The following is a 23762-nucleotide window of genomic DNA, read 5'->3' as shown; positions in this document are numbered from 1 at the left end:
GTGAGTGTGGTAACCCACATCCTGCCGCGGAGGTCTTCGCCTACCTCAGATGTTCACAACGTGCCGGGGAAGTACACCTAGGTCGAGAGGATCCGTCAGGATGAGGTCCCCCCGGGCACGGACATGGCCTCGTGGTCGATGGCGTGGTGCCTCCGGCAGCAGGCGGTGACCTCAGTCATTCCAGGATGCAGGACCGTGGCGCAGCTCGAAGCGAATGCAGCCGCCGCCGACCTCGCCCCCGCTGGAGCCGTCCGCTGACGCGAACCGCCTCCGCCTGACCGGGCCCGCCCGGTTGCTCGGGCCCTCGGGAAGGGAGTCGCGATCGGATCCGGCCGTCGGCGAGTCCGTCGGAGTCGGCCTTCCAGCGCTGTAGGCCGTCCTCCCTACGGCCGATGCCCTCATGTGCCGCGCCTTCAGCCGGTCCACCTGCCCCAGCACGTGGCGACACGGCACAGAGTCCCGCTGACAGGTGCAACCGGTACAGGACAGGACGAGGCGTTGGTGAGCGCGGGGCCTGCTCGGCGTGCGGGAAGGATGTCGATCGTTTGCGAGACGGCCGAAACGGCCTTTGAGGCCCGCGGATTCGTCGGAACCAAACCTGTAACGGTCGCCGTGTACGCGCCTTTGTTTTGGTGTCTCCTGTTATGTGTACATTCGGGGCATGCGTGTGGGGTACGGGAGGGTCTCGACGATCTGAGCGCGGGCCGGCGGGGACCTGGCGAGCGTCTCGAGTTCCACCGCAGTGATCGGCGAGGGCCCAGCAGCGGTGACGCGAGGACTGGTGGCTTGGGCATGCGCTCTGCATTCAGCTGACTGGCAGGTGCACCCGACCCCAAACCCAGGAAGGACCCAAGTCGTGTTAATGGTCGACGGCAGCCATCACTCTGGCCCGCCGCGGCTGCAATGCGGTCAGTCCCTCACTGCCCGACCAGGGCGTCGAGGGCCAGTTCGCGCTAACCCTCCAGGCCCGCATTGAGGTCGTCCTGTTTAGCACCCAGAATCACTTCGCGGGTGTGGCTTGGCGTTGACCAGCGAAGGATGACCCTGTGCGTGCACCCGTCGTCGGTCGCCTTCCCGCTCAGACCATGCGCTTCGGTTGCTCGGGCTGGAAAGTCGCCGTTGTCCTTCGACGCGGCAGACTCTGGTTCGATCATGGAGCTTGAACCCCCGCCTGCCTGAGGGAGGACACAATTGCATCGACCAAGTGCTCTGGTGTCTTGGCGAGGTCGAGGCTCAGGCTGGCGCGCGCACGCTCGTCTGGGCTTAGGGGCTCCAGGGCGGCGAGCTGGCTCGGCAGCAGTGTCGAAGGCATGAAGTGTCCGACGCGCGAGGCCATTCGCGCCTGCAGGAGCTCGGGCGATCCGTCGAGGTGCACGAATACAACCCTCCCGTCGGCCTTGCTGAGGAAGTCGCGGTAGCTGCGCCTCAGAGCCGAGCAGGTCAGCACCGTGCTTTGGCCCTCGCGGGCCCTCTCGCTCATCCAGGACCGGATCAGCGAGAGCCACGGCCAGCGGTCTTCGTCATCTAGGGGCCGGCCGCTGGCCATCTTGGCGATGTTGGCCTGAGGGTGGAAGTCGTCGGCCTCAGCCAGAGGCCATCCGAGCCTCGGCGCTAGGGCTGCGGCGATTGTCGTCTTACCTGAGCCTGCGACGCCCATCACGACAACGTGGGTGCAAGTCATCTCTTTCTCCTTGGGAATAGCTCGGCCACGGAGGATTCGGGGCTCTTTCGGGTGAAAGGAATGGGCCGGCTACCGCATCTGGGGCCACGCGATTGGCTCACGGGTGAGTGCGCGGGACTGGGCGATTTTGCCGAGGTAGAAGCCGCTGGGCTTGGGCGTTCGCTCGAAGGTCTCGCGGTCGACTGCGCAGATGCCGAACTGGGGCTGGTAGCCGCCAGACCATTCGTAGTTGTCCAGAAGGCTCCAGTAGAGGTAGCCGCGGACGTCGATGCCTTCCTGGAGGCACTCGTGCACGGTGCGGAGCGCCTTGTCGATGTAGTAGGCGCGCTTCGGGTCGTCCCGGGTCGCGATCCCGTTCTCGGTCAGGAGGATCGGTTTGCCGCCCGAGATCCGTGCGGCCCGGTGGATCGTGCCCCGAAGTGCCTCAGGGTAGAGCTCCCAGCCGGTCATCGTCGTCCAATCCGTTTCGACGATGTCGTTCTTCTTGTCCGGCTGGAGTCCCGGTCCTCGGACGCCTTCCGGTCCGATGACGATCCGCGTGTAGGTCTGGATCCCGACGAATTCGTCGTCGGCGGAGGCCTCCATGAAGCGGTCGCTGACCCGGGTGTTGTTCTCCCAGGGAGAGCTGCCGGGCTCTGCGCCGTCGACGTACTGGATGTCCTGGAGGGCGAGTGTCACTCCCACGGGAGCGTCGGTGTGCCGCCGGATGGCTGCGGCACCCTTGCGGTGGGCGTCGAAGACGTTGTCGGCGACCGCCCACATGGATTGGACGTCGCCGACGATCCCCGGCGGATGGACCCCGACGACCCATCCGGCGTCGCCCGCTCCTTCGGGTTCGTTGATGGTGCAGGCCCACCCGATGAGGTCGCCAAGCGCTCTGGCGGTGCGGTCGCAGTATCGTTCGAACAGTTCGACGAAGCGGGGGGAAAGGAAGCCGCCTTCGGCGTCCAGCCAGCGCGGGAGGGTGAAGTGGTGGAATGTGACTACCGGTACGATCCCGGCTTCCCGGCAGGCCTCTACCATCCGCCGGTAGTGGGCGAGTTCGGCATTGGAGAAGAAGCCCTCCGCTGGTTCGATGCGGGCCCACTCGATGCTGAATCTGTATGCCTGGAGGCCGAAGTCCCGGACGATTGCGATGTCTTCGTGGTACCGGTGGTAGGAATCGCAGGCATCGCCGGAGGGCTCGCGCACCGGGGTCCCGGTCTTACGCTCGAAATCCCACCAGTCCGAGTTGGTGTTGTTGCCTTCGGTCTGGTGGGCGGACGTGGCGGCCCCGAAGAGGAAATGGTCCGGGAACTTCAGCATGTGGGAATCGCTCGAAGCCATGGTGTGTTCCTTCCTGATGGCCCCCAAATGGAGCCGAGGATGAAGAGAGCCTGCGTCGGTTCTCTTATGGCAGGGATTGGCTGTGACGCAGTCAGCGCAGCCGGAAAGAACGACGGCGACGGGACGATCCTCAGGGTCCGTCCAGCCGCCGCCGTCCTGCTAATTTGACTTGATCACGGTGCAGAGAGCCCTGCTGGCTGAGGCTGGATCGGGATCGTCCCGAGGGCCTTGTCGATGCCCTGGAGCCCCTTGGTCATCGCGAAGATGTTCGGAGTGCTGGCGAGCTGGACGACGACCATGTCCGAGATGTTCATGTTCGCGATCTTCTCGGTGGCGGCATTGGCTTCGGGCGAGCCGGGGACGGCTGCGCCGAGTGCGTTGACGGCGTCGGTGTAGTCCTTGTTCGTGTAGCCCCATGTGGTGTTCGGCGAACCCGGCTCGAGCAGGCCCGCATCGAAGTAGCCCGAGGGGAGTGCGGAGCTCGAGGACCACAGCTCAGCCTGATAGTTGCCCGAGGAATGCGTGCTCTGGAGGTCGTTGCCGCTGGCGAGCTTGTTCAGTTTGACGTTGATGCCGATCTGCTTGAGCTGGCTCTGCAGCAGGATCGCCAGCTGGTCGACCTGTGACCCGGGCTGGGTGGCGTTGTAGTTCAGGGTGAGGTCGAATCCGTTCGACAGGCCCGCCTGCGACATGAGCTGCTTGGCCTGTTCGACGTTGTACGAGGTCTTCTGTACGTTTGCGCCCGAGGGAAGCTCGGAGGCGAGCATGCCGTCAAGTGCCGGAGTCGACAGGCCGCTGTATGCGCCCTTCACCAGGGCGTCGCGGTCGATGGCCATGCTGATCGCCTGCCGCACGCGGACGTCGGCCAGGTGCGGGTCCTTCTGCTGGAGGACGAGCCAGTCGCGGCTGATCGGCGAGCACTGGTAGACGTCGACCTTGCCGGAGCTCTTCAGGTCGCTGAACTGGCTCCAGGTCAGGTCGCGTGCGTAGTTGATGCTGCCGGACTGGAGCAGCTGCGCCTGGTCGGAGGAGCTCGTGATCTGCTTGAGCACAACCCTGTCGTAGTTGCCCACCTGGCCCGGCCAGCCGGGGTTCTTGCTGACCGTGATCTGGTTGCCCTGGTCGAACGAGTCGACCTTCCAGGGCCCGTATCCGGCGGAGTTGGTCGCGAGCCAGGTCTTCGCCCACTGGTCGTCGCCCGTGGTGTGCTTCTTGGCCTCGGTCGAGTCGTAGATGGAGAACGTCGGGATCGTCCACATCGCCAGGTCGAGCGGGGTGGGCTGGTCGAGGTTCAGCTTGAACTGGGTCGGCGAGACGACCTCGATCGCGTTCGTCTTGGAGAAGTGGGCGCTGTTGAAAGAGAGGAACTTCACGATCGGGCTCAGGGCCACCCCGCGCTCGAAGCTCCACTTGACGTCGTCGGCGGTGAGGGCGTTGCCGTACTGGCTCTTGATGTTGCTCTTGAGCGTGACCGTGATGGACTTCCGGTCGGCCGAGCTCTGGTAGGAATCAACGAGCATTCCCGTGAGCTTGTCTGCCGAGGGCGCGGTGTCGCACGAGTTCGTCGAGTAGTTGAACAGCTCGGAGTCCAGGAGTGACTCGAGCGGGCGGGTGCCGCCGGAGAACGCGGTGGCGTCAAGGGAGCTCGGCAGGGTCTGGGTTGCCATCACGAACGTGTGGGACGTGCTGGCGGTGGACTTCCCGCCACCGCATGCCGAGGTCGCGACAACCAGGGCCAGTGCGCCGGCTACCGCGGCCACCATCTTGGCGGACCGCCGCCGGTCGGACCGGACAGTGCTCATTTCGTCTCCTTGTCGGGCGCCTGGCTCACCATAGAGCCGGCGCGTCTTCTGCAATCTGTGGAGTGGAGGAGGAACCCGGGGGAATCTTTGAATCAGGATTCCTTATACAAGGAATCCTGAGGCATGGATCACAGTTTGGCAAGGGTTTACCGAACCCAAAATGGCGACGATGCCGATTCGGCTCCCGGTGGATCGTGTGTGCAAGCGTCCCAGTGTCTGCTCAGACGCTCGTGGGGCGGATGCGCCGCACGCATCCGCCCCACAACCCGCACGCGTGGTTCCGGGCGCTATGCCTTCTTGGCCTTCGCCGGGGCGAGGGCGTCCATGCGCGGGTCAAGGAGGTTCACGAGGACGTCCAGGAGCATGTAGACGACGAGCGTGATGGCTCCAGCGATCAGCACGAAGCCCTCGACGGCGGGGTAGTCGTTGCGCTCCATGGATTGCACGGCCCACTGCGAGACGCCGTTCCAGTTGAACACCTTCTCGACGATCGCGGTCCCACCGAAGCCGGCTGCGAAGATGATCGCCCCATACGTCAGAATCGGTGTTCTGGAAGTCAGCATTGCGTTCCGGACGATCCGCCACTCCGAGAGGCCGCAGGCCCGCGCGAACTTCGTCTGCTCCGACTCGAACGCCTCCCGAAGGGCGGCCCGGCTGATCCGCGCGAACACCGCAGCGAGCACAAGCCCGAGGGTGAGAACCGGCAGGACCATGTGCTGTATCGCGTCGGTGATGGTGGCCGGGTCGCCCTCTATGAGGGCATCGACCAGGATCATGCCCGTGACCGTCGGCGGCGGCGTTGTGGCAATGCTCAGCTGCCCCTCCGGGCCCGGCGCGGCATTGAGCACGTAGGAGAGCAAATAGATGACGATCACCGCCATGACGAAGTCCGGGACGGACTGGAGCACGCCCACTACGCCTGAGGACACCCGGTCCTGCCAGCGCCGGTGGAAGTACGAGCTGACGATGCCGAGCGCCAGACCGATGACAAGCGCGACGACCAGGCTCAGGATGATCAGCTCCAGTGTTGAGGGGAGGAACTTGCCGATGTTGTCGCTGATTCGGTCCGGGCTGTAGAGCGACGTGCCGAGGTTCCCTTGGAAGAGCTGGCCCCAGTAGCTGAAGAAGCGGGCGAAGAGGGGCTGGTCGAGGCCGAGCTGGTGCCTGATCTGCTCGATCTGATCAGCAGTCGCGTACGGCCCTCCCACCGCCCTCGCAGGGTCGGCGGGGGCCAGGTTGACCAGGAAGAACGTCACGGAGATGAGCACCGCGAGCGAGATCACCATCAGCAGCAGACGGCGCCAGAGGAACGGGACGAACTGTTTCATCGGGCATTTCCTTGAGCGTGGACGGCAGGAGAGGGTTGGGGCTGGCCGGTCGACGATGATCCGAGCAGGTCCTGCCACCTGAAGCAGGCAGAGACGTGATCGGCTGTGACGTCCAGAAGCGGCGGGTGCTCGCTGCGGCACATGTCGATCGCCAGTGGGCAGACAGGGGCGAGCGGGCAGCCGATCTCGGGGGCGGGGGCGCCCGCAGCCCTGGGCATGAGCTTGAACCGTTCCCCGACGCTGCCGGGGACCGCCTTGAGCTCTGAGGAGACCAGCGCCTTTGTGTAGGGGTGCGCGGGTCGGGAGATCACGTCCACCATGGTCCCGACCTCGACCTGCTCGCCGCGGAACATCACGATTGCTCGGTCCGCCATGCGCCGCACCGAGCCGATGTCGTGGGTGATCAGCAGGTAGCTGAGGCCGAGGTCGCGCTGGAGGCCCTTGAGGAGGTCGGTGACCTGGGCGCGGATGGTTCGGTCCAGGGATGCGGTGGGCTCGTCGAGCACGATGAGGCTCGGCTCGCCTACGATCGCGCGAGCGATGCCCACGCGCTGCTGCTGGCCACCGCTGAGCTCGCCGGGGTAGCGTCCGGCGACGTCCTTTGGCAGGCCGACCAGGTCCAGCACCTCGGACACGCGCTTCTGCCTGCTGGCGCGGTCGCCGACCCTGTGCACGAGCAGGGGCTCCTCGACCGTCGCCGCGATCTTGCGACGCGGGTTGAGGGACTCGTACGGTTCCTGGAAGACGACCTGGAGCTTGGCGCGCATCCGGCGCCGATCCGACTCGTGGGCCTCTGCCATGGAGGCGCCTTCGAAGGCGACCTCCCCGGTGTCGGGGGCGAGCAGGCCCAGCATCAGCTTCCCGACCGTGGTCTTGCCGGAGCCGCTCTCGCCGATGAGGGCAACAGTCTCCCCGCGCGCGATGTCGACCGAGAAGTCCGAGACGGCCCGGACGGTGGTGCCGTCGGGGGCCTGGAACGTCTTGGTGACGTTCCTGAACGCGATGACTGGCTCGCGGGGGGAGGATTCGCTCATGATGTGGCTCCGGCTGTTTCGAGGAGAAGCTCGCGCGTGTAGGGGTGCTCGGGGGCGGTGAACAGCTTCTGCACGCCGCCCTGCTCCACGAGGCGCCCGTCTTTCATGACCAGGACCTGCTGGCAGTAGTTGGCCACAATCCCGAGGTCATGGGTCACTACGAGGACGGCCACGTTCTGGGTCTGGCGGAGCTCCGTGAGCACTTCGAGGATCTGGATCTGGACCGTCGGGTCGAGCGCCGTGGTGGGCTCGTCTGCAATGAGCAGACGGGGTTTGAGCACCGTCGCCATCGCGATCACCACGCGCTGTGCCATGCCGCCGCTGAGCTGGTGCGCATGGCCGCTGAGGACTCGCTGGGGATTCGGGATGCCCACCGAGTCGAGTGCGGCCAGTGCAAGCTCGCGGGTCTGGGCCCTGGAGTGCGATCTGCCATGCGTCGTGAGGATCAGGTGGAACTGCTTCTCGATCGACTGGATGGGGTGCAGGCACCCGAAGGGGTTCTGGCCGATGAATCCCAGCACGGGCCCGTGGACCTTCTTCATCTCGCGACTGCTCGCCGTGAGGACGTCCTTGCTGTCGAGCGTGACGCGGCCGGTGATGGTCGCCTTCACCGACCTTGGAAGGCCGGCGACCGCGTGCATGGCCGCCGACTTCCCCGAACCGCTCTCACCCACTAGTCCCACCATCTGGCCGTCTTCGATGGCGAAGCCCATATTGTGCACAACGCGCTTCGTTCCGCTGCGGGTCGTGTAGTCGACGTTGAGGTCTTCCACTGTGAGCATGGTTGTCACCTGGCCTTCGTGAGGTCTTCTGCGGCGCGTGCCGCTGCGTTGAGGCACACGATCACGAGCACGATGGCGAGGCTGGGGAAGAGCGCCACCCACCAGTCGCCTTGAGCGATCACCCCGGCGCCGTCGGAGATCATGGATCCCCAGGTCGGATCCGGCGGATGCGTCCCGACCCCGAGGAAGTTCAGGCCCGCGATCACGACGATCGCGGTGGCGACTCCGAGGGAGGCCTGGGCGAGGATCAGGCTCATCACATTCGGGAGCACGTGCACCCGCAGGATGCGGGCAGTGCTGCACCCCATGGCTGTCGCTGCCTCGACATAGCGTGTCCGCCGGACCACGAGGGCCCCGCTCCTAACGAGGCGGACGAAGCCGGGGGCGCTGACCAGGACGATCGCGACGATCACGCTGCTGATGTTGTTCCCTGCCAGCGCGACAAGGGCGACGGCGAGGATCAGCAGGGGAAGCGCCTGCAGGGCGTCAATCGCGCGCATGATCACGTTGGCCGCCCATCCCTTTGAGCTGGCGATGAGGCCGAGCGGGACGCCGATCACCAGTGCCAGCAGGGTGCCGCCAACGGCGAGCGGGAGGTCGATTCCGGCGGCGTCGATCGTTCGGGAGAAGACGTCGAACCCGCTGGCATCGGTACCGAACCAGTGGTCGGTGCTGGGGGCCAGCGACGTTTCGGCGGCGTTCGGCTGCGTCGGCGAAAAGGGAAGGGGGGCGAAGCGGCTCGCCAAGTAGAGCAGGATGATCGGCACCAGCCCGAGCGCAAGTCCGGCGTAGTCGAGGAGGACGCTGTGCCGGCGCCCCTTCTCGGCTTTCTCGTTGGAAGGGGCTTCGAGTGCAACAGTCATCGTGTCACCTCTTTCAGGTGTTGGGACGTCGATGGCCCGTGGGACATGGCGATGATTCCCGGCCTGAAAGGCCTCGCCATTTGACTCCACGATATGTAAGGTATCCTTATAGTGACCGATGAGGTGAGACTTCGCAAGCCCCATCGGATCCGGCCTGGCAACGAAGTTAGGAGTGGCATGGCTGCACGAGAAGCGGACGCAATGATGGGCCCGACTCTGTTGTACGCGGTGAAACAGGTCGAGCTCGCCGTGCGCGCCCAGATGGACGCGGTGCTCAAGCCGCACAACGTGACCACCATCCAATACACGGCTCTGACGGTGCTCCAGCACCGAAACGACTTAACGTCAGCGGCGCTTGCGCGGCGCTCGTTCGTCACGGCCCAGACGATGGGCGACATCGTCACTGCGCTCGAGCGCAGAGGGTACATTGTCAGGAATCCGGACCCAGCACACGCCAAGCGCCTGACCATCTCGCTCACCGACGAGGGGAAGCGACTCCTCGCCGACGTCCGCCAAGAAGTCGAAGCCATCGAGCGCCAGATGACGCTCGGCTTCGACTCCGAGGAACAGGAGGAGCTCCGGGTCGGGCTGCAACGCTGCTTCAGCAACCTGACGGCGCATGCGGGGGAGGACGCACTACGCGAGATGGCGCTCGGCGCATAACCCCGCATAACCCCGCTGCCCCGACGGCGCGAAAGACCCCCGGGTCCGGCCGTGGTCCCACGCTCCCGCCCGTGACGCCCGTGGACGCCAGGCGCCCGCCGAAGGAATGCGCTCACCCGGCACACACGGGAGGCAGGGTCCGCCGTGGAGTCCTGCAGCCCACTCGGCCAGGGCCGGGACCTCGGGGCGCCGGCCGTGCTCGAGCCCATGGGGCTGTCCCAGCCCAGATGGTCCTCGCATGCCTGTCTACGGGGTGTGCCCCGCTCCCAGGGCCACAAGGCCCGTCCGGATGGCGGTGAACCTCGCGGCGCTGGATCTCCAATTGAGCCACATCGAAATCGCAGCACCGGATGCGTTCGACATGGATACGCCGATCAGGAATCCCGCGCCAGTGTCGTCCCACTCGGTGCACACATAGGGCCGTATGCCCCACACCTCAGATCCGACCCCGAAAGGAACGAACCATTGAACACTGAAGAGCGCTTGGCCCGTCTCGAGCACGAGCTTTTCCGCGCGCATGCCGTGAACGACATCCAGAACCTGATGGGCCGCTACACGGTGAACCACGCCCCGGCGACGGTCGGCCAGGCCATCAACTTCTTCGCCCTCGACCTGCCCGACGTGTCCGCGGAGATCGGCGACCGCGGCGTCTACGTCGGCGAGGCTGGACTGCGGGAGCTGTTCGTCGACAGCTTCCCGATGGAGCCCGTGGGCAACCTCCTCATCCATTTCATCGCCACGCCCATGGTCCAGGTCGCCGCTGACGGCAAGACCGCTCGCGGCGTCTGGCGTTCGCCCGGAGTTGAGGCGGTGCGCCCCGCCGACGGAGGAGGGCCGGTGGCGCTCTGGTCGTTCGGCGCATACGCCGCCGACTTCGTCTATATCTCCGGAACGTGGAAGATCCACCACCTGCAGTGGTTCCGCACGATCAAGAGCACTTTCGCAGACGGATGGGTCAAGGACCTGTCCATGACCCATGGCGGGCCCATCAAGGAGAGCCCGAACGTCCGGCCCAGCACGTTCCACAACCCCTACACCCCCGAATCCGTCCAGGTGCCCGTGCCACCGTGCCCCCCTGCATACGAGACGTACGAGGGCTTCGGGTGGGCCACCACAGCCCAGACCGTCACGGCCGCGACGAGATGAACGCCGAGGCCGAAGCGCCCGAGGACGGCCCCGACGCGTCGGCTGCTTTCCCGTCCCAGATCATCCAGCTTGGGCATGTCCTCGGGCCCGGCACGGTCAATGGGCCGGTCTCACCGCCGTATGAATACCGGCTCAACCATCCGCATGCTGCCTTCGACCCAGGAACCCCCATCGTCGAAGGGACCATCTCATCCGCGTCTGACGCGATCGCGCTCGGGGACCACACGGGGACGCACGTCGACTCACTTGCCCACGTCGCCGAGGGCGGACTGCTGTGGGACGGCACAGACATCCGCAGCAGCGGCGGACAGGACGACAGGGCCGGAGTCTCGGCGAGCCAGCGGGTCGAGCTGCAGCCCATAGTCGCGAGGGGCGTCCTGCTGGACTTCCCGCGCTATTTCGGCGGACGCGTCGCCGCTGATACCCGGCTCACCCCAGAGCACCTCGCCGGGTGCGCCGCAGCCCAAGGGGTCCGCCTCCGGAACGGCGACGCGGTGCTCCTGCGCACGGGCTGGGACGAGCTCTACGGGGATCCGCAGCGGTTCCTCGCGGGCCCGCAGCCTGGTCCCGAGCTGGAGGCCGCGCGGTACCTCAGCGGCCTCCGTGCGAGCATCGTCGGATCGGACACTATGCCGTTCGAGGCGGCACCGGCGGTTCAGCCGCTGGCCGTGCACGCAGAGCTGATCGCCAGGAACGGGATCCAGATCATGGAAATGCTCGACCTTAGGGAGCTCGCCCGGCAGGGCATCCACACCTTCACATTCGTCCTCGCCCCGCTCCGCATCCAGGGAGGGACGGGATCACCGGTGAACCCGCTGGCACTTATTCCCTGACGGCTGCCGGGGGTCGGGCACCGGAGCGCGACAATCGGGGCCGCCCCTTGAGGGGGCGGCCCCGATTGGTCGTGCTCGAGATGGGCGTGTCGGGGCCACGTCCCGGCCCGTCCGCGAGCAGGATCAGTTTGCCAGCGGAGGGCGACCGGGGCGCCGCGGCAGCGGACCGCCTGGGACACGCACGTGGGGCCGCCCCCGAAAGGGGCGGCCACACGTTCTGCTCGGCGTGCCGCAGGCGGCTCCGCAAGGGGAGTGCCCGCGTGGTTTCAGCCGCCGGTGAGCGTCAGGCCTCCGTCGATCACCAGGAGCTCGCCATTCACGTAGCTCGCGGCAGGGGACCAGAGGAAGAGGATTCCCGCGGCCAGCTCCTCCGGGGTGCCCGGGCGGCGCATGGGATTCCGAGCGATGCGTTCCTGCATCCCCGGGCTGTTGAGGAATTTCTCATTGCGTGGCGTCGAGATGGGGCCGCCAGGGGCGATCGCGTTGAACCGGGAGACAGTGGCGAACTCGGTGGCGCACCACTTCGTGTAGCCGGCGATGCCGGCCTTCGCGGCCGCGTACCAGCCGACGCCCTGAGGGTCGTGGCCCGTGCCGCCCGCAATCGGGCCGGAGACGGCCGAGATGTTGACGACGCTGGCGCCCGGGCCCGGTTCGAGGGCTAGGAACTGCTCGGTGATCCAGTGGATGCTCGCGATGGCTTCCTGGATCGCACCGGCGAAGGGCAGCGTCTGGCCAAGGATCGTGGGGCCGGCGTTGTTTACGATGAGAGTCGGCTTGCCGAGCTGCTCGAGGGTCGCGGCGTAAGCCTCCTTGATCGCCTCCTCGCTGCCGATGTCGGCCTTGATCGGAGCAATCGACCCACCGAAATCGCCGGCTCGGTCCACGGTGCGCTTCGCGCCGTCAAGGTTGATGTCCCACGCTGCGACCTTCAGGCCCTGCTGCGCTGCGAGCACGCTGGTCGCCTGCCCGATACCGCTGCCGGCTCCAGTGACGATCGCAACGGTGCCCTCGGGACAGACCCAGCCCGGCCACTTCACGGGAGGCAGTTCTTCAGTCATCCGTCTCAACTTCCTTGTCGTATTGGGGGGCCCGGGCGTCTCCCGGGCCGGGTCCGGCGGGTCCGGCCAGGTGGTCCCGCCCAGAGGGGATGCCGACGGCGTACGTGGCGCCGTGAACGTCCAGAAGGAGGATCTCCCGGCCGTCCGGGCCTATCCAGCTGTCAGTCCACGCCAGTTCGCGAATCCCGCGCAGCGCTTTGGCCCACGCCGCCCAGAAGACCCTAGGGCCACCGCCCGAGCCGCCTCGGTGCGCTGCGCTGCGTCCGCTCATATGCCAATGACAGGGCAAATCGTTGAGAAAGTCAATGGTTGAATTAATCGTTGACAAGTTCAACGACTTGCGGTCTCATTGAGAACGAACCCACTCTTACGATGCAAGGGAGCAGGGCATGCGCTTGGTAGGCAAGGTAGCAATCGTCACCGGCAGCGGACAGGGTCTCGGCCTCGCCTATGCCCGTGAGCTCGCGCGGCAGGGCGCCGCCGTCGTGGTCAATGACGTCAACGCGGAGACGGCGGCTGCCGCTGTGGCGCAGATCGAGGCTGACGGCGGCAAGGCGACCGCCGTCGTCGTGCCCGTCGGGAGCACCGAGGCCGCGAAGGCGCTCGTGGACGGCGCGGTGAACGCGTTCGGCCGCCTCGACATCCTGGTCACGAACGCGGGGATCCTGCGCGACAAGAGCCTGCTGAAGATGACGGACGATGACTTCGACCTCGTCATCAACGTCCACCTCAAGGGCACGTTCACGTGCGTCCGTGAGGCGTTCGCGTACTTCAAGGAGAACGGCATCGCCGGGCGTATCGTCACGATCGGCTCCCCGACGGGCCAGCGCGGCAACTTCGGCCAGACCAACTACGCGGCCGCGAAGGCCGGGATCGTGGGCATGGTGCGGACGTGGGCCCTCGAGATGAAGAAGGCCGGCGTGACCGTGAACGCCGTCATCCCCGTCGCCGCGACCGCGATGACCAAGACCGTCCCGTACTTCGCCAAGGCCGTCGAGGCCGACGAGAACGGCGAGGCCATGCCCGCGTTCTTCCGCCACGACCTGGGCTTCGGCACGGCCGACGACGTCGCCGGCCTGGTCGCGTACCTCGCATCCGACGCCGCGGCCGGGATCACGGGCCAGGCCATCGGCGCCGGCGGCGACCGCCTCCAGGCCTGGACCCATCCCGAGCCCGCCACGACCGACTACCGCGAGGGCGGCTGGACCTACGAGGCCCTCCAGGAGAAGGGCGCCGAGCTCATCGGCGGCCACCTCCAGAGCGTCGGCGAGGAGTTCCTCCCGCTCCCGGCCGAGCTGCAGCCGGCCGCTGCGCAAGGCTAGGCCCGCGCGCCAGGCCACGCCGACCTCCGGCCCCCCTACCCTCACACTCACACCGGCGCGGCGCGTCCCCGACCGCTCGCCCAAAGACGGGCGCGTCCAAGGAGCACCCACAACCCGCGATCCTCATAGCGCTTACCAGATGCCGAGCCAAGGCCTCGGACGACATCATCACCTTCGATCCCTCAGGGGGAACCATGACCCAGCCCCGGCTCGTCGTCGACTTCGAGAAGCTCCTCACCCTGGCCGGCGCCGACCTCGGCACGACTGACTGGATGGAGATCACCCAGAACCGTGTCAACCTGTTCGCCGACGCGACCGACGACCACCAGTGGATCCACACTGACCCCGAGCGCGCCAAGGACGGCCCCTTCGGGGCCCCGATCGCCCACGGCTTCCTCACGCTCGCCCTCGTGATCCCGTTCTGGGGCGAGCTGTTCCACGTCGAGGGCGTCACCGCCAAGGTCAACTACGGCCTCGACAAGGTCCGCTTCACCTCGCCCGTCAAGGTCGGCTCGAAGGTCCGCATGGCCAGCACCATCGCCGAAGTGACCGAGGTCAAGGGCGGTGCCCAGATCAAGGTCAACGCGACCATCGAGATCGAGGGCCAGGAGCGCCCCGCCGTCGTCGCCGAGTTCCTCGCGCGCTTCTACAAGTAGACGCCACGCTGTCGAGAGGAAGCCCCACGTTGGAATCAACCAGAACCCCTGCCGGCACCTGGCCGGCAGCCGATCTCCAGACGCGTCCAGTCAGCCGGGAACGCTTCGATGACCTTTTCAGCACGCTGTCGAACTGGGGCACGTGGGACAAGGCCGGACGAGGCGCCTACAACCGCATCGGGCCGTCCCATGTGACGCGGGCAAGCGCTCTCGTCACCACTGGCCGGACCGTGACCACGGCGCTCCCGTGGAACACTGTGCCAGGCCCGGACAACCACAAGCCCGCACTCCACCACATGACGGACCTCGGCGACAAGGAGGCCCCCGAGCCTTCCACCAACAAGGACTTCATCGCCGTGGACTACCACGGCAAGGCGGTCAGCCATCTGGACGCCCTCAGCCACATCGCCTACCGGGGTCAGCTCTTCGACGGCAACACCGCGCACGACGTCGTGGACACGTCCGGGGCCCACTTCGGCACAGTCGCCGAGCTTGGGCCGTACGTTGGCCGGGGCGTGCTCCTCGACGTCCCTGCCGCCCGGGGCGTCGACTGGCTCGAGCCCGGCGAACCTGTCTACGCCGATGACCTGCTCAAAGCCGAGAGCGCCCTCGGGGTGCAGGTCTCCGAGGCCGACGCCGTGCTCCTGCGCACAGGCCACAAGAACCGGCGCAACAGGCTCGGGCCGTGGGACTCCTCCAACTCCAGTGCCGGCCTGCACGTGGAAGCCATGCCGCTGCTCGCCGAGCGGGCCATCAGCCTCCTGGGCTCTGACGGCGACAGCGACGTCCGCCCCTCTCCGCTCGAAGGCGTCCACTCACCGATCCACATCCTCTCGATCACCGCGATGGGCATTCCCCTTCTGGACAACCTCGACCTCGAGGCCCTCTCCCAGGCGTGCCGGGAGGAGGGCCGCTACGAGTTCCTCTTCGTCGTTGCCCCGCTGAACATCCCCACCGGCACCGGATCCCCGGTCAACCCCATCGCGATCTTCTAGGAGCGCACCTATGCAGCGACCTGTCGGCATCTCCCGCGACTTCCTCGACCCGGGAGGCAACAACGTCTGGGGCGACATCGGCCTCGCCGGCCTCGACGAGGCGGGCATCCCCTGGGAATATCTCCCCGAAGACCTCCCCGAGCTGACCCCGGAACAGGTCGACGGCCGCCCCGCGGTCATCTTCGCCAACCCGGCCGTCACGGCCCGCACCTTCGACGGCGTCGCCGAGCCCCCGCTCGTCCTTGCCCGCTTCGGCGTCGGCTACGACTCGGTCGACCTCGACGCCTGCACCGCGAACGGCGTCGCAGCGACCATCACACCCGACGGCGCCCGCAGGCCGGTCGCGACCGCCGCACTGACAATGATCCTGGCCAGTTTCCACAACCTCATCGCCAAGGACCGCATCATCCGCCGTGGCGACTGGGACAGGCGTACCGAATGGATGGGACGCGGACTCACCGGCAGGACAGTCGGCCTGATCGGACTCGGGAACACCTCGACCGACCTCGTTGAACTCCTTAGGCCCTTCCAGACCAAGGTGCTCGCCTACGACCCCTACTGCCCGGCACAGCGCGCGACCGACCTCGGCGTGGAACTCGTGGGGCTCGACGACCTCGCTGCCGGGGCCGACGTCGTGGTCGTGATGACGGTGCTCACCGACGAAACCCGCCACCTCGTCTCCACCTCCTTCCTGAACAGGATGAAGGCCACCGCCCACCTGGTGAACGTCTCCCGCGGACCGATCGTCGACGAGGCCGCCCTCACCGACGCCCTCCGGAACGGCACCATCACCGCAGCCGCACTCGACGTCTTCGAGAGCGAGCCCGTCGCGGCCCAGAACCCGCTGCTCGACATGGACAACGTCATCCTCACCCCCCACTCCGTCGCCTGGACCGACGAGATGTCCCTCGGCAACGGAAGCTCAGCCGTGCAGGCCGTCATAGACGCCCTCAACGGCACAGCACCCAAATATGTCGTCAACCGACCGGTCCTTGAACAGGAGGCCTTCCTGGGGCGCCTCCGCAGCCAGACCAAGGTGAAGCAATGACCAAGGCCTCTTCGGGAACCCCGGTCGGATTCATCGGCCTCGGGATCATGGGCAAACCGATGGCCAGGAACCTCATGGCCACCGGGATGAAGGCCGTCATCACCCACCGCGGCCCCGACCGCGTCGCCGACCTCACCGCGGAAGGCGCCCTCTGGGCGGCAACGCCCGCGGACATGGCGCGCCAGTGCCGCACCATCGTCGTCATGCTCGCCGACACCCGGCAGATCCTCGGCGCCCTCACCGGACCTGACGGGATCGTCCACGGAATCAGCGCCCCCACAACGCTCGTGGTCTGCTCGTCCGTATCGGCCCGTGACGTCCGCTCCATCGCCGACGCCGCAGCTGCGGAGACCGCAGGCCTCCTGCGCACCGTGGACGCGCCCGTCAGCGGCGGCGAAGAAGGGGCGCGTGAGGGAACACTCTCGATCATGGCCGGCGGCACGCACGACGACTACGAGCGTGTGGCCAGAGTCCTGAAGGCTTTCGGACACCCGCGCCTCCTCGGCCCCCTGGGCGCCGGGGCCGTGGCCAAGGCCTGCAACCAGATGATCGTGGCGGCCGAAGTGATGGCTATCGGTGAGGCCGCCGCAATTGCCCATCGCAGCGGGCTTGACGTCGCGGAGCTCTTGGACGTCCTCTCGGGCGGATACGCCGCTAGCCGCATTCTCCAGACCCGCGCCCGCAGGTTCGCCGAGGAGGACTACTCGCCGTCCGGCATGGCGAGGTTCATGGTCAAGGACCTGGCCTCCGCAGAGGACGCCGCAACCCTGGTCAGCATCGAGGCCGGCCAACTGCACTATCTGCGGTCGGCCTTCACGGAACTCGTGAGGGCAGGCCACGGCGACGAGGACATCTCGGTGACGAGGGCGTTCGTGGAGGAACGGAGCAGACATGCGCTGAGGTCCTAGAGTGATCACAGTCTCAACGGTCTGGCCCTACGGAGCCAGTGGAAGGAAGGCACAGCGATGAGCCGCCCACAAGCCGAGCCCAACAGATCGGCCAACCGATTCCTGAGCGTCGACCTCGCAGCCAACGTCGAATTCCTGGCAGCGCGGGCCCGTGCCATTGGATCGTCCAAGGCCAACACTGCTCTGGAGGAGTTCGGTCTCAGAGTCCGCCCCTACTCCGTGCTGTCGCTTGCCTGCAGCGGCGAACACCCGTCCCAGCGGGAGCTGGCTGACTTCCTTCGACTGGACCCGAGCCAGATTGTCGCGATCGTCGATGACCTCGAGAAGCGGAAGCTGGTCAGACGACGGGCCGACGTCCGGGACCGTCGATCGAAGATCGTCATCGCCACAGCGAAAGGGGAGGAGCTCTATGCAACCGCAACCGCGGCAGTCGCCAGGGCAACAGCGGTCTCCCTCTCAGCGCTGACCCCGGCAGAGGTGGAGACCCTCCGGCTCCTCCTCTGGAAGGTCGCCTTCACCGAGGACCAGCGTGCGGCATCGACCCATGAGTTCGGCACCGCGGGGGTGCTGAGCGCCTGACACCGGGCACAACCTGCCCCCGTCCGGGCTCCCCCGGTACACCACCTCGGGCCATTGCCCGGGGACCGCGCCCCCGGGCGTCTCCCATCCCAACATCACCCGTGCCTTCAGCGGCACCAACCCACCGATGGAGTTTGACGATGACATCCTCAGCGAACGGCAGCGTCTCCCTGCACCACGTAGCCCTGTACGTGAGCGACCTCGAGAAGACCCGGAAGTTCTACACAGACGTCCTCGGCATGGAGGAGATCGCGCGTCCGGCCGATTTCGTATTCCCCGGGGCCTACTTCCGGCTCGGCACCGCCGAGGTGCACGTGGTCGTCGAGACCGAGAACGGCCGCACCGCCGCCCTCGCCCCCGACTGGTCCCCGGAGGAGGTACGCACAGGCTACAGCGTGCATTTCGCTCTGAAGGTCGATTCCCTCGACGATGTCCGCGAGACCCTGCGCCGGAACGGCGTGGCCCCCGTGGGCGGTCCGCGCGTCCGCGCCGATGACGTCGAGCAGATCTACGTCGCAGACCCGGACGGCTACTTCATCGAGTTCATCTGCTGGCTGGACCACGAGACCGCCGAGCGGCGCCTCAAGGAACTCGCCGATTCGGGTGAAGGTGTCCCGGTTGCCCCCGGCCACTGAGACCCGTGATGCGACCGGTGCTGCCCTCTTCGACCTGACCGGACGCACTGCTCTCGTCACCGGCAGCAGCCGCGGCATCGGCTACGCCCTTGCCTCGGGTCTCGCGCGGGCCGGAGCCACGGTCATCCTCAACGGCCAGGACACGGACCGGCTCGAAGACGCACGCGCGAGGCTCGAGGAAGAGGTCGGCCCCGACCGGGTGGTCTCGTCGGCATTCGACGTGACAGACGAAATGCAGGTCTCGGGCGCGATCGACCACCTCGAGCGCAGCCTCGGACCGATCGACATCCTTGTCAACAACGCCGGAATCCAGCACCGTGTGGCCTTGTTCGACCTCGCCCGGAAGGACTGGGACAGGGTGCTGAGCACCAATCTGACCAGTGCCTTCCTGGTCGGCCGTGAGGCCGCACGGAACATGGCCTCGCGGGGCCGGGGAAAGATCATCAACGTGTGCTCGATCCAGTCGGAACTGGCCCGCCCCACGATCGGTGCGTACACCGCATCCAAGGGAGGCCTGCGGAACCTCACCCGTGCAATGACCGCCGAGTGGGCCTCGAGCGGTATCCAGGCCAACGGCATCGCACCCGGCTACATCAGCACGGAGATGACCAGGGCCCTCACCGAAGACGAGAAGTTCAACTCTTGGGTTCTGGGGCGCACGCCCGCGGCGCGGTGGGGATCACCCCAGGACCTCGTCGGCCCGACCGTGTGGCTCGCGTCGTCCGCCTCGGACTTCGTCAACGGCCAGACCATCTTCGTAGACGGTGGCATGTCCGTCGTCGTCTGACCGCCCGAACTCACCACCGGAAAGGGAGAAGTGAACCAGAAGCCCGCGGCCGCATACGCCCGCGCCGTCGTCGTCCACACCGCCGGAGACCTTCGCGTCGAGCAGCGTCCGCTGAGGGCCGCCGCGCCTGACGAAGCGGTAGTCCGCATCGCCTATGGGGGGATCAGCGGTTCGGATCTGCACTACTGGAGCCATGGCGCTGCGGGCGACTCGATCCTCAGGGCGCCGATGGTCCTTGGACACGAGGTTGTTGGAACCGTCTGGTCCGCAGCGGAGGACGGCAGCGGGCCATCGGCGGGGACACCCGTGGCCGTCCACCCGGCATCGCCCGGCGGAACCGGTGCGCGATACCCTGCCGACCGGCCAAACCTCTCGCCGGGCTGCACCTACCTGGGAAGCGCAGCGACCTGGCCGCATACCGACGGCGCATTCGCCGATTACGCGATTCTGCCCGCGCGTATGCTCCGCACGCTCCCGCCAGACCTGCCACTGAGGACCGCCGCCCTGATCGAACCCGCGAGCGTCGCATGGCACGCCGTCGCGCGGGCCGGGGACGTAAGAGGCGCGCGGGCGCTCGTCATCGGCAGCGGGCCGATCGGCGCACTGGTCATCGCAGCCCTGAAGAGAGCCGGGGCAAGCGAGATCACGGCCGTTGACCTGCACCAAAGACCCCTTGAGATAGCCCGTCGGGTTGGGGCGACGTCAACCATCGACGCCCGTGGCACCGACGCCGTAGCGGCGGTCGAAGCAGACGTGACTATCGAGTCCTCCGGAAGCACCAAAGGTCTCGCATCGGCGATCAGGGGGACCATGCGAGGAGGACGCGTCGTGCTCCTCGGGCTGATCCCCTCGGGCGACCAGCCCGTGCCCATCTCCCTCGCTATCACCCGAGAGCTGGAGCTTCTTGGCTCCTTCAGGTTCAACGACGAGATCGACGAGGTGATCGCCGCGCTTGCCGACGGCACGCTCGACGCCTCCGCGGTCATCACGCATGAGTACCCCGCCCGCGATGCCCTTGATGCCTTTGCGACGGCAAAGGACTCTGCGGCCTCAGGGAAGGTCCTCCTTCACTTCTGACCACCACGCCGCACCGGCATACTGCGCAGACGCAGAAGACCCGGCTGCTTCGGCCCAGACCATGGGAGGAAACCCTTGGACAACATCGGAGTGGGGTCCTGGCTGCGCCGCCGACTGCCCAAGAGCGGCAGCAAGACCGCGCTGCTCTCAGGCGAGCAGAGGACAAGCTATGCCGATCTCGCAGAGCGGACCGAACGGCTCGCCAACGCATTCCAGCGACGCGGCGTCGCTCGCGGCGACAGGGTGGCATATCTCGGCGAGAACCACCCTGCCTTCTTCGAGACCTTTTTTGCCTGCGGGCTTCTCGGCGCGATCTTCGTCCCACTGAATACCCGCCTGACGGCGCCCGAACTGCAGTTCCAGCTGCACGACTGCGGTGTCTCCCTCCTCGTCCACTCCGCGCAACTCGACACGCTCGCGGTCGCGGCCACGGACGGCACCGGCGTTCGGACCCGCCTGAGTGTCGATAAGGATCCGGACGCGAAAGTGGCGGGATCACACGAGGCCGCATTGGGCGCTGCGCCGGCCGACCCGATCCAGGAGAAGGTCGGCCTGGACGACGGGGCGATCATCCTCTATACCTCCGGCACCACCGGCAAACCCAAGGGAGCCCTGCTCACGCACGGTAACATCACCTGGAACTGCATCAACGTCCTCATCGACATGGAATTGAGCAGAGACGACGTGGCGCTCCTGATTTCCCCGCTCTTCCACGTCGCTTCCCTCGACATGGGGCTTCTGCCCATGCTCCTGAAGGGCGCAACCATAGTGATCGAAGAGAAGTTCGACCCTTCTCGCGCTCTTGCCCTCATCCAACGACACGGCGTCACCACGCTCAACGGCGTCCCGACGACCTTCCAGATGATCGCCGAGCACCCGGACTGGCCGAGCGCAGACCTGAGCTCCCTCCAGAAGCTCACCTGCGGAGGCTCGCCCGTCACGGGTCGGGTCCTCGAGGCCTACGAGTCCCGCGGGATCCACTTCACCAGCTGCTACGGCATGACCGAAACCGCCCCCGGAGTGACAATGCTCCCCGCAGAGCGGTCCCTCGAGAAGGCCGGATCTGCGGGGCTGACCCATTTCTTCACCCAGATGCGCATTGTCGACCCGCTCGGCCTCACCGCAGGGCCTGGCGACGTGGGCGAGATCCAGATCTCGGGCCCGAACGTCATGTGCGAATACTGGAACCGCTCGGACGCCACGCGGGACGCCTACGCTGACGGGGTCTGGTTCCGCTCGGGTGATATGGGATACGGGGACGATGAAGGCTTCCTCTTCGTCTCCGACCGGCTCAAGGACATGATCATCTCGGGTGGAGAGAACATCTACCCAGCAGAGGTCGAGTCGGCCATTGCCGAGCTCGAAGCAGTCGCAGCCGTCGCGGTCATCGGGGTACCGGACGCAAAATGGGGCGAAGTGCCTCGCGCCGTCATCACTGTTCGGAGCGGCGCCAGCCTGACCGAGGACCAGGTCCGGGCCCACCTTGACCGCCGCCTCGCCCGCTACAAGGTCCCCAAGACGGTGGTCTTCGTTAGCGAGATGCCGCGAACTGCCAGCGGCAAGATCCGCAAGGCTGACCTTCGCCGTCAGTACGCGAGCTGAGCCAGCGCTCTCCAATTCGAGAAAGCCGCTTCCACGGATGAGCCGATGACTACCCTGCGCGGCCCCCTCGGACGTAACGAGCTCTGCGGCAATGGCGGGCACCTCTTCCGAGGCCGCTCACGGAGCCCGCGTAGGGGCGGCCACAGAACTCAGTTCGGTTCATCCTGAGATCATCCACGCACCCGGATTGCCAGAATCCATAGCCCCCCGGCGTCGGCCTGCAATCAATCCTCGCAACACGGCACTTCGGAAGTCGGGGGCCGGCGCCGGACTTCAACTTGACCGCGCACCACCGCACATGCGCAGGCATCTATGGCGCACGCCCCGTTGCCATCGGACTGTGCAGAGGACTTAGGGAAACTTGAAGACGACTTGGATTTCTTTTGGGGAGGTCCTGGGAAACTGACAAGAGGTGCAGCCGAACCGGGAGGGGCCGGTGTCCAATGAAAGGCTCAATCGAGTTCGTTTCTGAGAATCTGGCGCGAGACACATTGTCGAGACAGGCAGGGGCCGCAGAACTCGTCGGATTTCCCCATGGACTCTCCCCCGAGCACGGGGCTCCTGAATGTCTCGTCAAAGGAACCGTTAGCGGGAGGCGCTGCGGGATTCTCCGGGCCAGGCGTTCATCCTCTGGCGGAGTGGCGGTGCTGAGGTCGCCCGAGCCGCTGAGCAGTATTGGCTGGCGCGCCGCCCACTTCGTTCTGACCCGGCCTGCGGGCTGATGTTGCCCGAGCGCGTCGGCGGCCCGCTTCGCGGGCCTTGATCTTTGCAGGTTTCCCGGTGATACTTGCCACATGCCACTGAATGAAACTCGTTCCACTGAACGGAACGCCGTGATTGCGAGGGCGGCGGGTGTCCTCTTCGCCTTCTCGGCGGCGAAGTCCGAGCTGACGCTGGGGGAGATCGCCAAGTGCGCGGGGCTGCCGCCGAGCACGGTGCGGCGCCTGCTGGTCCAGCTCATCGATGCCGGGTTGATCGACCAGGACGGCCTGAGCCGGACGTACTCCCTGAGCCTGCGCCTCGCGCAGCTGGGCGCGGTGGCGCTGGGCAGCCGGGACACCGTGCAGCTGGCGAACCCGGTGATGCGTGCGCTGACGTCGCGGGTGGGGGAGGCGGTGTTCCTGGGGCAGCTGTCGCCGCAGGGCGTGGTGTACCTGGCGGTCACGCAGCCGGACTCGGACGTGCGCATCTCGACCCGTGCAGGGGAGGTCCGTCCTGCCCACACCACCTCGATGGGCAAGGCGTTACTGGCCGCGCTCGATCCGCAGGAGCTGGAGGTCTGGCTGTCGACCCATGCCCTCGAGCCGGGCACACAGTTCGCGCATACCGACCCGGAGGCACTCAAGGCCGATCTGGAGGGGGTGCGCTCGCGCGGGTACGCGGTGAACAACCGGGAGTCGAGCGCGGAGTTCACCTCCGTCGCCGCACCGGTGCGGGACCACAGGGGCGCGACCGTGGCCGCGCTGGCGATCTCCGCGCCGGCGTACCGCATCCCCCAGGAGCGCGTCCCGGAGCTCGGCCGGGCCGTCCTGGAGGCTGCCGGCGAGCTCACCCGCCGGCTGGGCGGGACCGTCGTCGGCGTGGCATAGCACCCGGCACAGACAACCGAAGAACCCACAGAGAAGGAAACACCGATC

At 66.8% G+C, this 23762-nt stretch carries 23 protein-coding genes; 15 read left to right on the top strand and 8 right to left on the bottom strand.

Translation table 11 applies throughout. The features are described from left to right. The first annotated feature begins 123 nt into the window (after nucleotides 1-123). Complete coding sequence (locus RBS60_RS19625; RefSeq protein ID WP_374049235.1) at nucleotides 124-258, top strand: aldo/keto reductase; 135 nt, start codon at nucleotides 124-126, stop codon at nucleotides 256-258. A gap of 892 nt (nucleotides 259-1150) precedes the next feature. On the opposite strand, the gene RBS60_RS06295 is transcribed toward RBS60_RS19625, so the two are convergent. From RBS60_RS06295 to RBS60_RS06265, 7 genes are all read right to left on the bottom strand, one after another. Further along, on the bottom strand, nucleotides 1151-1681 hold the full coding sequence (locus tag RBS60_RS06295; RefSeq protein ID WP_307956670.1) for a gluconokinase: 531 nt from the start codon (nucleotides 1679-1681) through the stop codon (nucleotides 1151-1153). Nucleotides 1682-1750: 69 nt separating this feature from the next. After that, nucleotides 1751-3007, bottom strand: a complete 1257-nt coding sequence (locus RBS60_RS06290) for a family 1 glycosylhydrolase (RefSeq protein ID WP_307956669.1) — start codon at nucleotides 3005-3007, stop codon at nucleotides 1751-1753. Between the two features lie 173 nt (nucleotides 3008-3180). Beyond that, entirely contained in the window at nucleotides 3181-4809 is a 1629-nt protein-coding gene (locus RBS60_RS06285; protein WP_307956668.1) for an ABC transporter substrate-binding protein, read from the bottom strand. Between the two features lie 287 nt (nucleotides 4810-5096). Continuing rightward, nucleotides 5097-6137, bottom strand: a complete 1041-nt coding sequence (locus RBS60_RS06280) for an ABC transporter permease (RefSeq protein ID WP_307956667.1) — start codon at nucleotides 6135-6137, stop codon at nucleotides 5097-5099. Beyond that, nucleotides 6134-7171, bottom strand: a complete 1038-nt coding sequence (locus RBS60_RS06275; protein ID WP_307956666.1) for an oligopeptide/dipeptide ABC transporter ATP-binding protein — start codon at nucleotides 7169-7171, stop codon at nucleotides 6134-6136. Before RBS60_RS06275 ends, RBS60_RS06280 begins: the two co-directional genes overlap by 4 nt. Then, nucleotides 7168-7953 carry an ABC transporter ATP-binding protein gene (locus tag RBS60_RS06270; protein WP_307956665.1) on the bottom strand — a complete coding sequence of 262 codons (786 nt, stop codon included), beginning with the start codon at nucleotides 7951-7953 and terminating at the stop codon, nucleotides 7168-7170. Before RBS60_RS06270 ends, RBS60_RS06275 begins: the two co-directional genes overlap by 4 nt. Nucleotides 7954-7958: 5 nt before the next feature. Further along, nucleotides 7959-8816 (bottom strand): ABC transporter permease, encoded by an 858-nt coding sequence (locus RBS60_RS06265; protein WP_307956664.1) that lies wholly within the window; start codon nucleotides 8814-8816, stop codon nucleotides 7959-7961. Between the two features lie 177 nt (nucleotides 8817-8993). Between RBS60_RS06265 and RBS60_RS06260 the strand changes: the two genes are divergently transcribed. The 3 genes from RBS60_RS06260 (at nucleotide 8994) to RBS60_RS06250 (ending at nucleotide 11458) form a co-directional block, all read left to right on the top strand. After that, nucleotides 8994-9479: a MarR family transcriptional regulator gene (locus RBS60_RS06260; protein ID WP_307956663.1), complete on the top strand. Its 486-nt coding sequence runs from the start codon at nucleotides 8994-8996 to the stop codon at nucleotides 9477-9479. Between the two features lie 465 nt (nucleotides 9480-9944). Beyond that, nucleotides 9945-10625 (top strand): nuclear transport factor 2 family protein, encoded by a 681-nt coding sequence (locus tag RBS60_RS06255; RefSeq protein ID WP_307956662.1) that lies wholly within the window; start codon nucleotides 9945-9947, stop codon nucleotides 10623-10625. Further along, nucleotides 10622-11458, top strand: coding sequence for a cyclase family protein (locus RBS60_RS06250; RefSeq protein ID WP_307956661.1), 837 nt, complete (start codon nucleotides 10622-10624; stop codon nucleotides 11456-11458). Before RBS60_RS06255 ends, RBS60_RS06250 begins: the two co-directional genes overlap by 4 nt. Nucleotides 11459-11724: 266 nt before the next feature. Here the strand turns inward: RBS60_RS06250 and RBS60_RS06245 are convergent, their stop codons facing one another. After that, entirely contained in the window at nucleotides 11725-12516 is a 792-nt protein-coding gene (locus tag RBS60_RS06245; RefSeq protein WP_307956660.1) for an SDR family oxidoreductase, read from the bottom strand. A gap of 389 nt (nucleotides 12517-12905) precedes the next feature. On the opposite strand from RBS60_RS06245, the gene RBS60_RS06240 reads away from it, so the two are divergent. The 11 genes from RBS60_RS06240 (at nucleotide 12906) to RBS60_RS06190 (ending at nucleotide 23714) form a co-directional block, all read left to right on the top strand. Then, entirely contained in the window at nucleotides 12906-13838 is a 933-nt protein-coding gene (locus tag RBS60_RS06240) for an SDR family NAD(P)-dependent oxidoreductase (protein WP_307956659.1), read from the top strand. Nucleotides 13839-14032: 194 nt separating this feature from the next. Further along, nucleotides 14033-14494 (top strand): MaoC family dehydratase, encoded by a 462-nt coding sequence (locus tag RBS60_RS06235; RefSeq protein ID WP_307956658.1) that lies wholly within the window; start codon nucleotides 14033-14035, stop codon nucleotides 14492-14494. 29 nt (nucleotides 14495-14523) lie between these two features. Beyond that, nucleotides 14524-15489 (top strand): cyclase family protein, encoded by a 966-nt coding sequence (locus RBS60_RS06230; protein ID WP_307956657.1) that lies wholly within the window; start codon nucleotides 14524-14526, stop codon nucleotides 15487-15489. Between the two features lie 10 nt (nucleotides 15490-15499). Then, entirely contained in the window at nucleotides 15500-16537 is a 1038-nt protein-coding gene (locus RBS60_RS06225) for an NAD(P)-dependent oxidoreductase (protein ID WP_307956656.1), read from the top strand. Next, nucleotides 16534-17445: an NAD(P)-dependent oxidoreductase gene (locus RBS60_RS06220; protein WP_307956655.1), complete on the top strand. Its 912-nt coding sequence runs from the start codon at nucleotides 16534-16536 to the stop codon at nucleotides 17443-17445. The genes RBS60_RS06225 and RBS60_RS06220 overlap by 4 nt, the downstream gene beginning before the upstream one ends. A gap of 57 nt (nucleotides 17446-17502) precedes the next feature. Beyond that, nucleotides 17503-18024 carry a MarR family winged helix-turn-helix transcriptional regulator gene (locus tag RBS60_RS06215; protein ID WP_307956654.1) on the top strand — a complete coding sequence of 174 codons (522 nt, stop codon included), beginning with the start codon at nucleotides 17503-17505 and terminating at the stop codon, nucleotides 18022-18024. A 140-nt stretch (nucleotides 18025-18164) separates the two neighbouring features. Continuing rightward, on the top strand, nucleotides 18165-18659 hold the full coding sequence (locus RBS60_RS06210) for a VOC family protein (protein ID WP_307956653.1): 495 nt from the start codon (nucleotides 18165-18167) through the stop codon (nucleotides 18657-18659). Further along, on the top strand, nucleotides 18643-19446 hold the full coding sequence (locus RBS60_RS06205) for an SDR family oxidoreductase (protein ID WP_307956652.1): 804 nt from the start codon (nucleotides 18643-18645) through the stop codon (nucleotides 19444-19446). The genes RBS60_RS06210 and RBS60_RS06205 overlap by 17 nt, the downstream gene beginning before the upstream one ends. A 30-nt stretch (nucleotides 19447-19476) precedes the next feature. After that, the gene (locus RBS60_RS06200; protein WP_307956651.1) at nucleotides 19477-20523 is read left to right on the top strand and encodes an L-idonate 5-dehydrogenase; all 1047 of its coding nucleotides are present in this window, start codon (nucleotides 19477-19479) and stop codon (nucleotides 20521-20523) included. 75 nt (nucleotides 20524-20598) lie between these two features. After that, nucleotides 20599-22125 (top strand): long-chain fatty acid--CoA ligase, encoded by a 1527-nt coding sequence (locus RBS60_RS06195; protein WP_307956650.1) that lies wholly within the window; start codon nucleotides 20599-20601, stop codon nucleotides 22123-22125. 794 nt (nucleotides 22126-22919) lie between these two features. Further along, complete coding sequence (locus RBS60_RS06190) at nucleotides 22920-23714, top strand: IclR family transcriptional regulator (RefSeq protein ID WP_307956649.1); 795 nt, start codon at nucleotides 22920-22922, stop codon at nucleotides 23712-23714. Nucleotides 23715-23762: the final 48 nt, after the last annotated feature.

Origin of the sequence: Sinomonas sp. ASV486, assembly GCF_030908215.1 — a bacterium.
In the GTDB taxonomy this organism is placed as follows: Bacteria; Actinomycetota; Actinomycetes; order Actinomycetales; family Micrococcaceae; genus Sinomonas; species Sinomonas puerhi.
Note: the sequence above shows the minus strand (reverse complement) of the source record. Positions and strands in the feature narration are given on the sequence as shown.

What these genes read in the sequence shown, in the direction of transcription:
- RBS60_RS19625 (WP_374049235.1), top strand. Translation starts at nt 124, where the DNA reads ATGGCCTCGTGGTCGATGGCGTGGTGCCTCCGGCAGCAGGCGGTGACC.
- RBS60_RS06295 (WP_307956670.1), bottom strand. Translation starts at nt 1,681, where the DNA reads ATGACTTGCACCCACGTTGTCGTGATGGGCGTCGCAGGCTCAGGTAAG.
- RBS60_RS06290 (WP_307956669.1), bottom strand. Translation starts at nt 3,007, where the DNA reads ATGGCTTCGAGCGATTCCCACATGCTGAAGTTCCCGGACCATTTCCTC.
- RBS60_RS06285 (WP_307956668.1), bottom strand. Translation starts at nt 4,809, where the DNA reads ATGAGCACTGTCCGGTCCGACCGGCGGCGGTCCGCCAAGATGGTGGCC.
- RBS60_RS06280 (WP_307956667.1), bottom strand. Translation starts at nt 6,137, where the DNA reads ATGAAACAGTTCGTCCCGTTCCTCTGGCGCCGTCTGCTGCTGATGGTG.
- RBS60_RS06275 (WP_307956666.1), bottom strand. Translation starts at nt 7,171, where the DNA reads ATGAGCGAATCCTCCCCCCGCGAGCCAGTCATCGCGTTCAGGAACGTC.
- RBS60_RS06270 (WP_307956665.1), bottom strand. Translation starts at nt 7,953, where the DNA reads ATGCTCACAGTGGAAGACCTCAACGTCGACTACACGACCCGCAGCGGA.
- RBS60_RS06265 (WP_307956664.1), bottom strand. Translation starts at nt 8,816, where the DNA reads ATGACTGTTGCACTCGAAGCCCCTTCCAACGAGAAAGCCGAGAAGGGG.
- RBS60_RS06260 (WP_307956663.1), top strand. Translation starts at nt 8,994, where the DNA reads ATGGCTGCACGAGAAGCGGACGCAATGATGGGCCCGACTCTGTTGTAC.
- RBS60_RS06250 (WP_307956661.1), top strand. Translation starts at nt 10,622, where the DNA reads ATGAACGCCGAGGCCGAAGCGCCCGAGGACGGCCCCGACGCGTCGGCT.
- RBS60_RS06245 (WP_307956660.1), bottom strand. Translation starts at nt 12,516, where the DNA reads ATGACTGAAGAACTGCCTCCCGTGAAGTGGCCGGGCTGGGTCTGTCCC.
- RBS60_RS06240 (WP_307956659.1), top strand. Translation starts at nt 12,906, where the DNA reads ATGCGCTTGGTAGGCAAGGTAGCAATCGTCACCGGCAGCGGACAGGGT.
- RBS60_RS06235 (WP_307956658.1), top strand. Translation starts at nt 14,033, where the DNA reads ATGACCCAGCCCCGGCTCGTCGTCGACTTCGAGAAGCTCCTCACCCTG.
- RBS60_RS06225 (WP_307956656.1), top strand. Translation starts at nt 15,500, where the DNA reads ATGCAGCGACCTGTCGGCATCTCCCGCGACTTCCTCGACCCGGGAGGC.
- RBS60_RS06220 (WP_307956655.1), top strand. Translation starts at nt 16,534, where the DNA reads ATGACCAAGGCCTCTTCGGGAACCCCGGTCGGATTCATCGGCCTCGGG.
- RBS60_RS06215 (WP_307956654.1), top strand. Translation starts at nt 17,503, where the DNA reads ATGAGCCGCCCACAAGCCGAGCCCAACAGATCGGCCAACCGATTCCTG.
- RBS60_RS06210 (WP_307956653.1), top strand. Translation starts at nt 18,165, where the DNA reads ATGACATCCTCAGCGAACGGCAGCGTCTCCCTGCACCACGTAGCCCTG.
- RBS60_RS06190 (WP_307956649.1), top strand. Translation starts at nt 22,920, where the DNA reads ATGCCACTGAATGAAACTCGTTCCACTGAACGGAACGCCGTGATTGCG.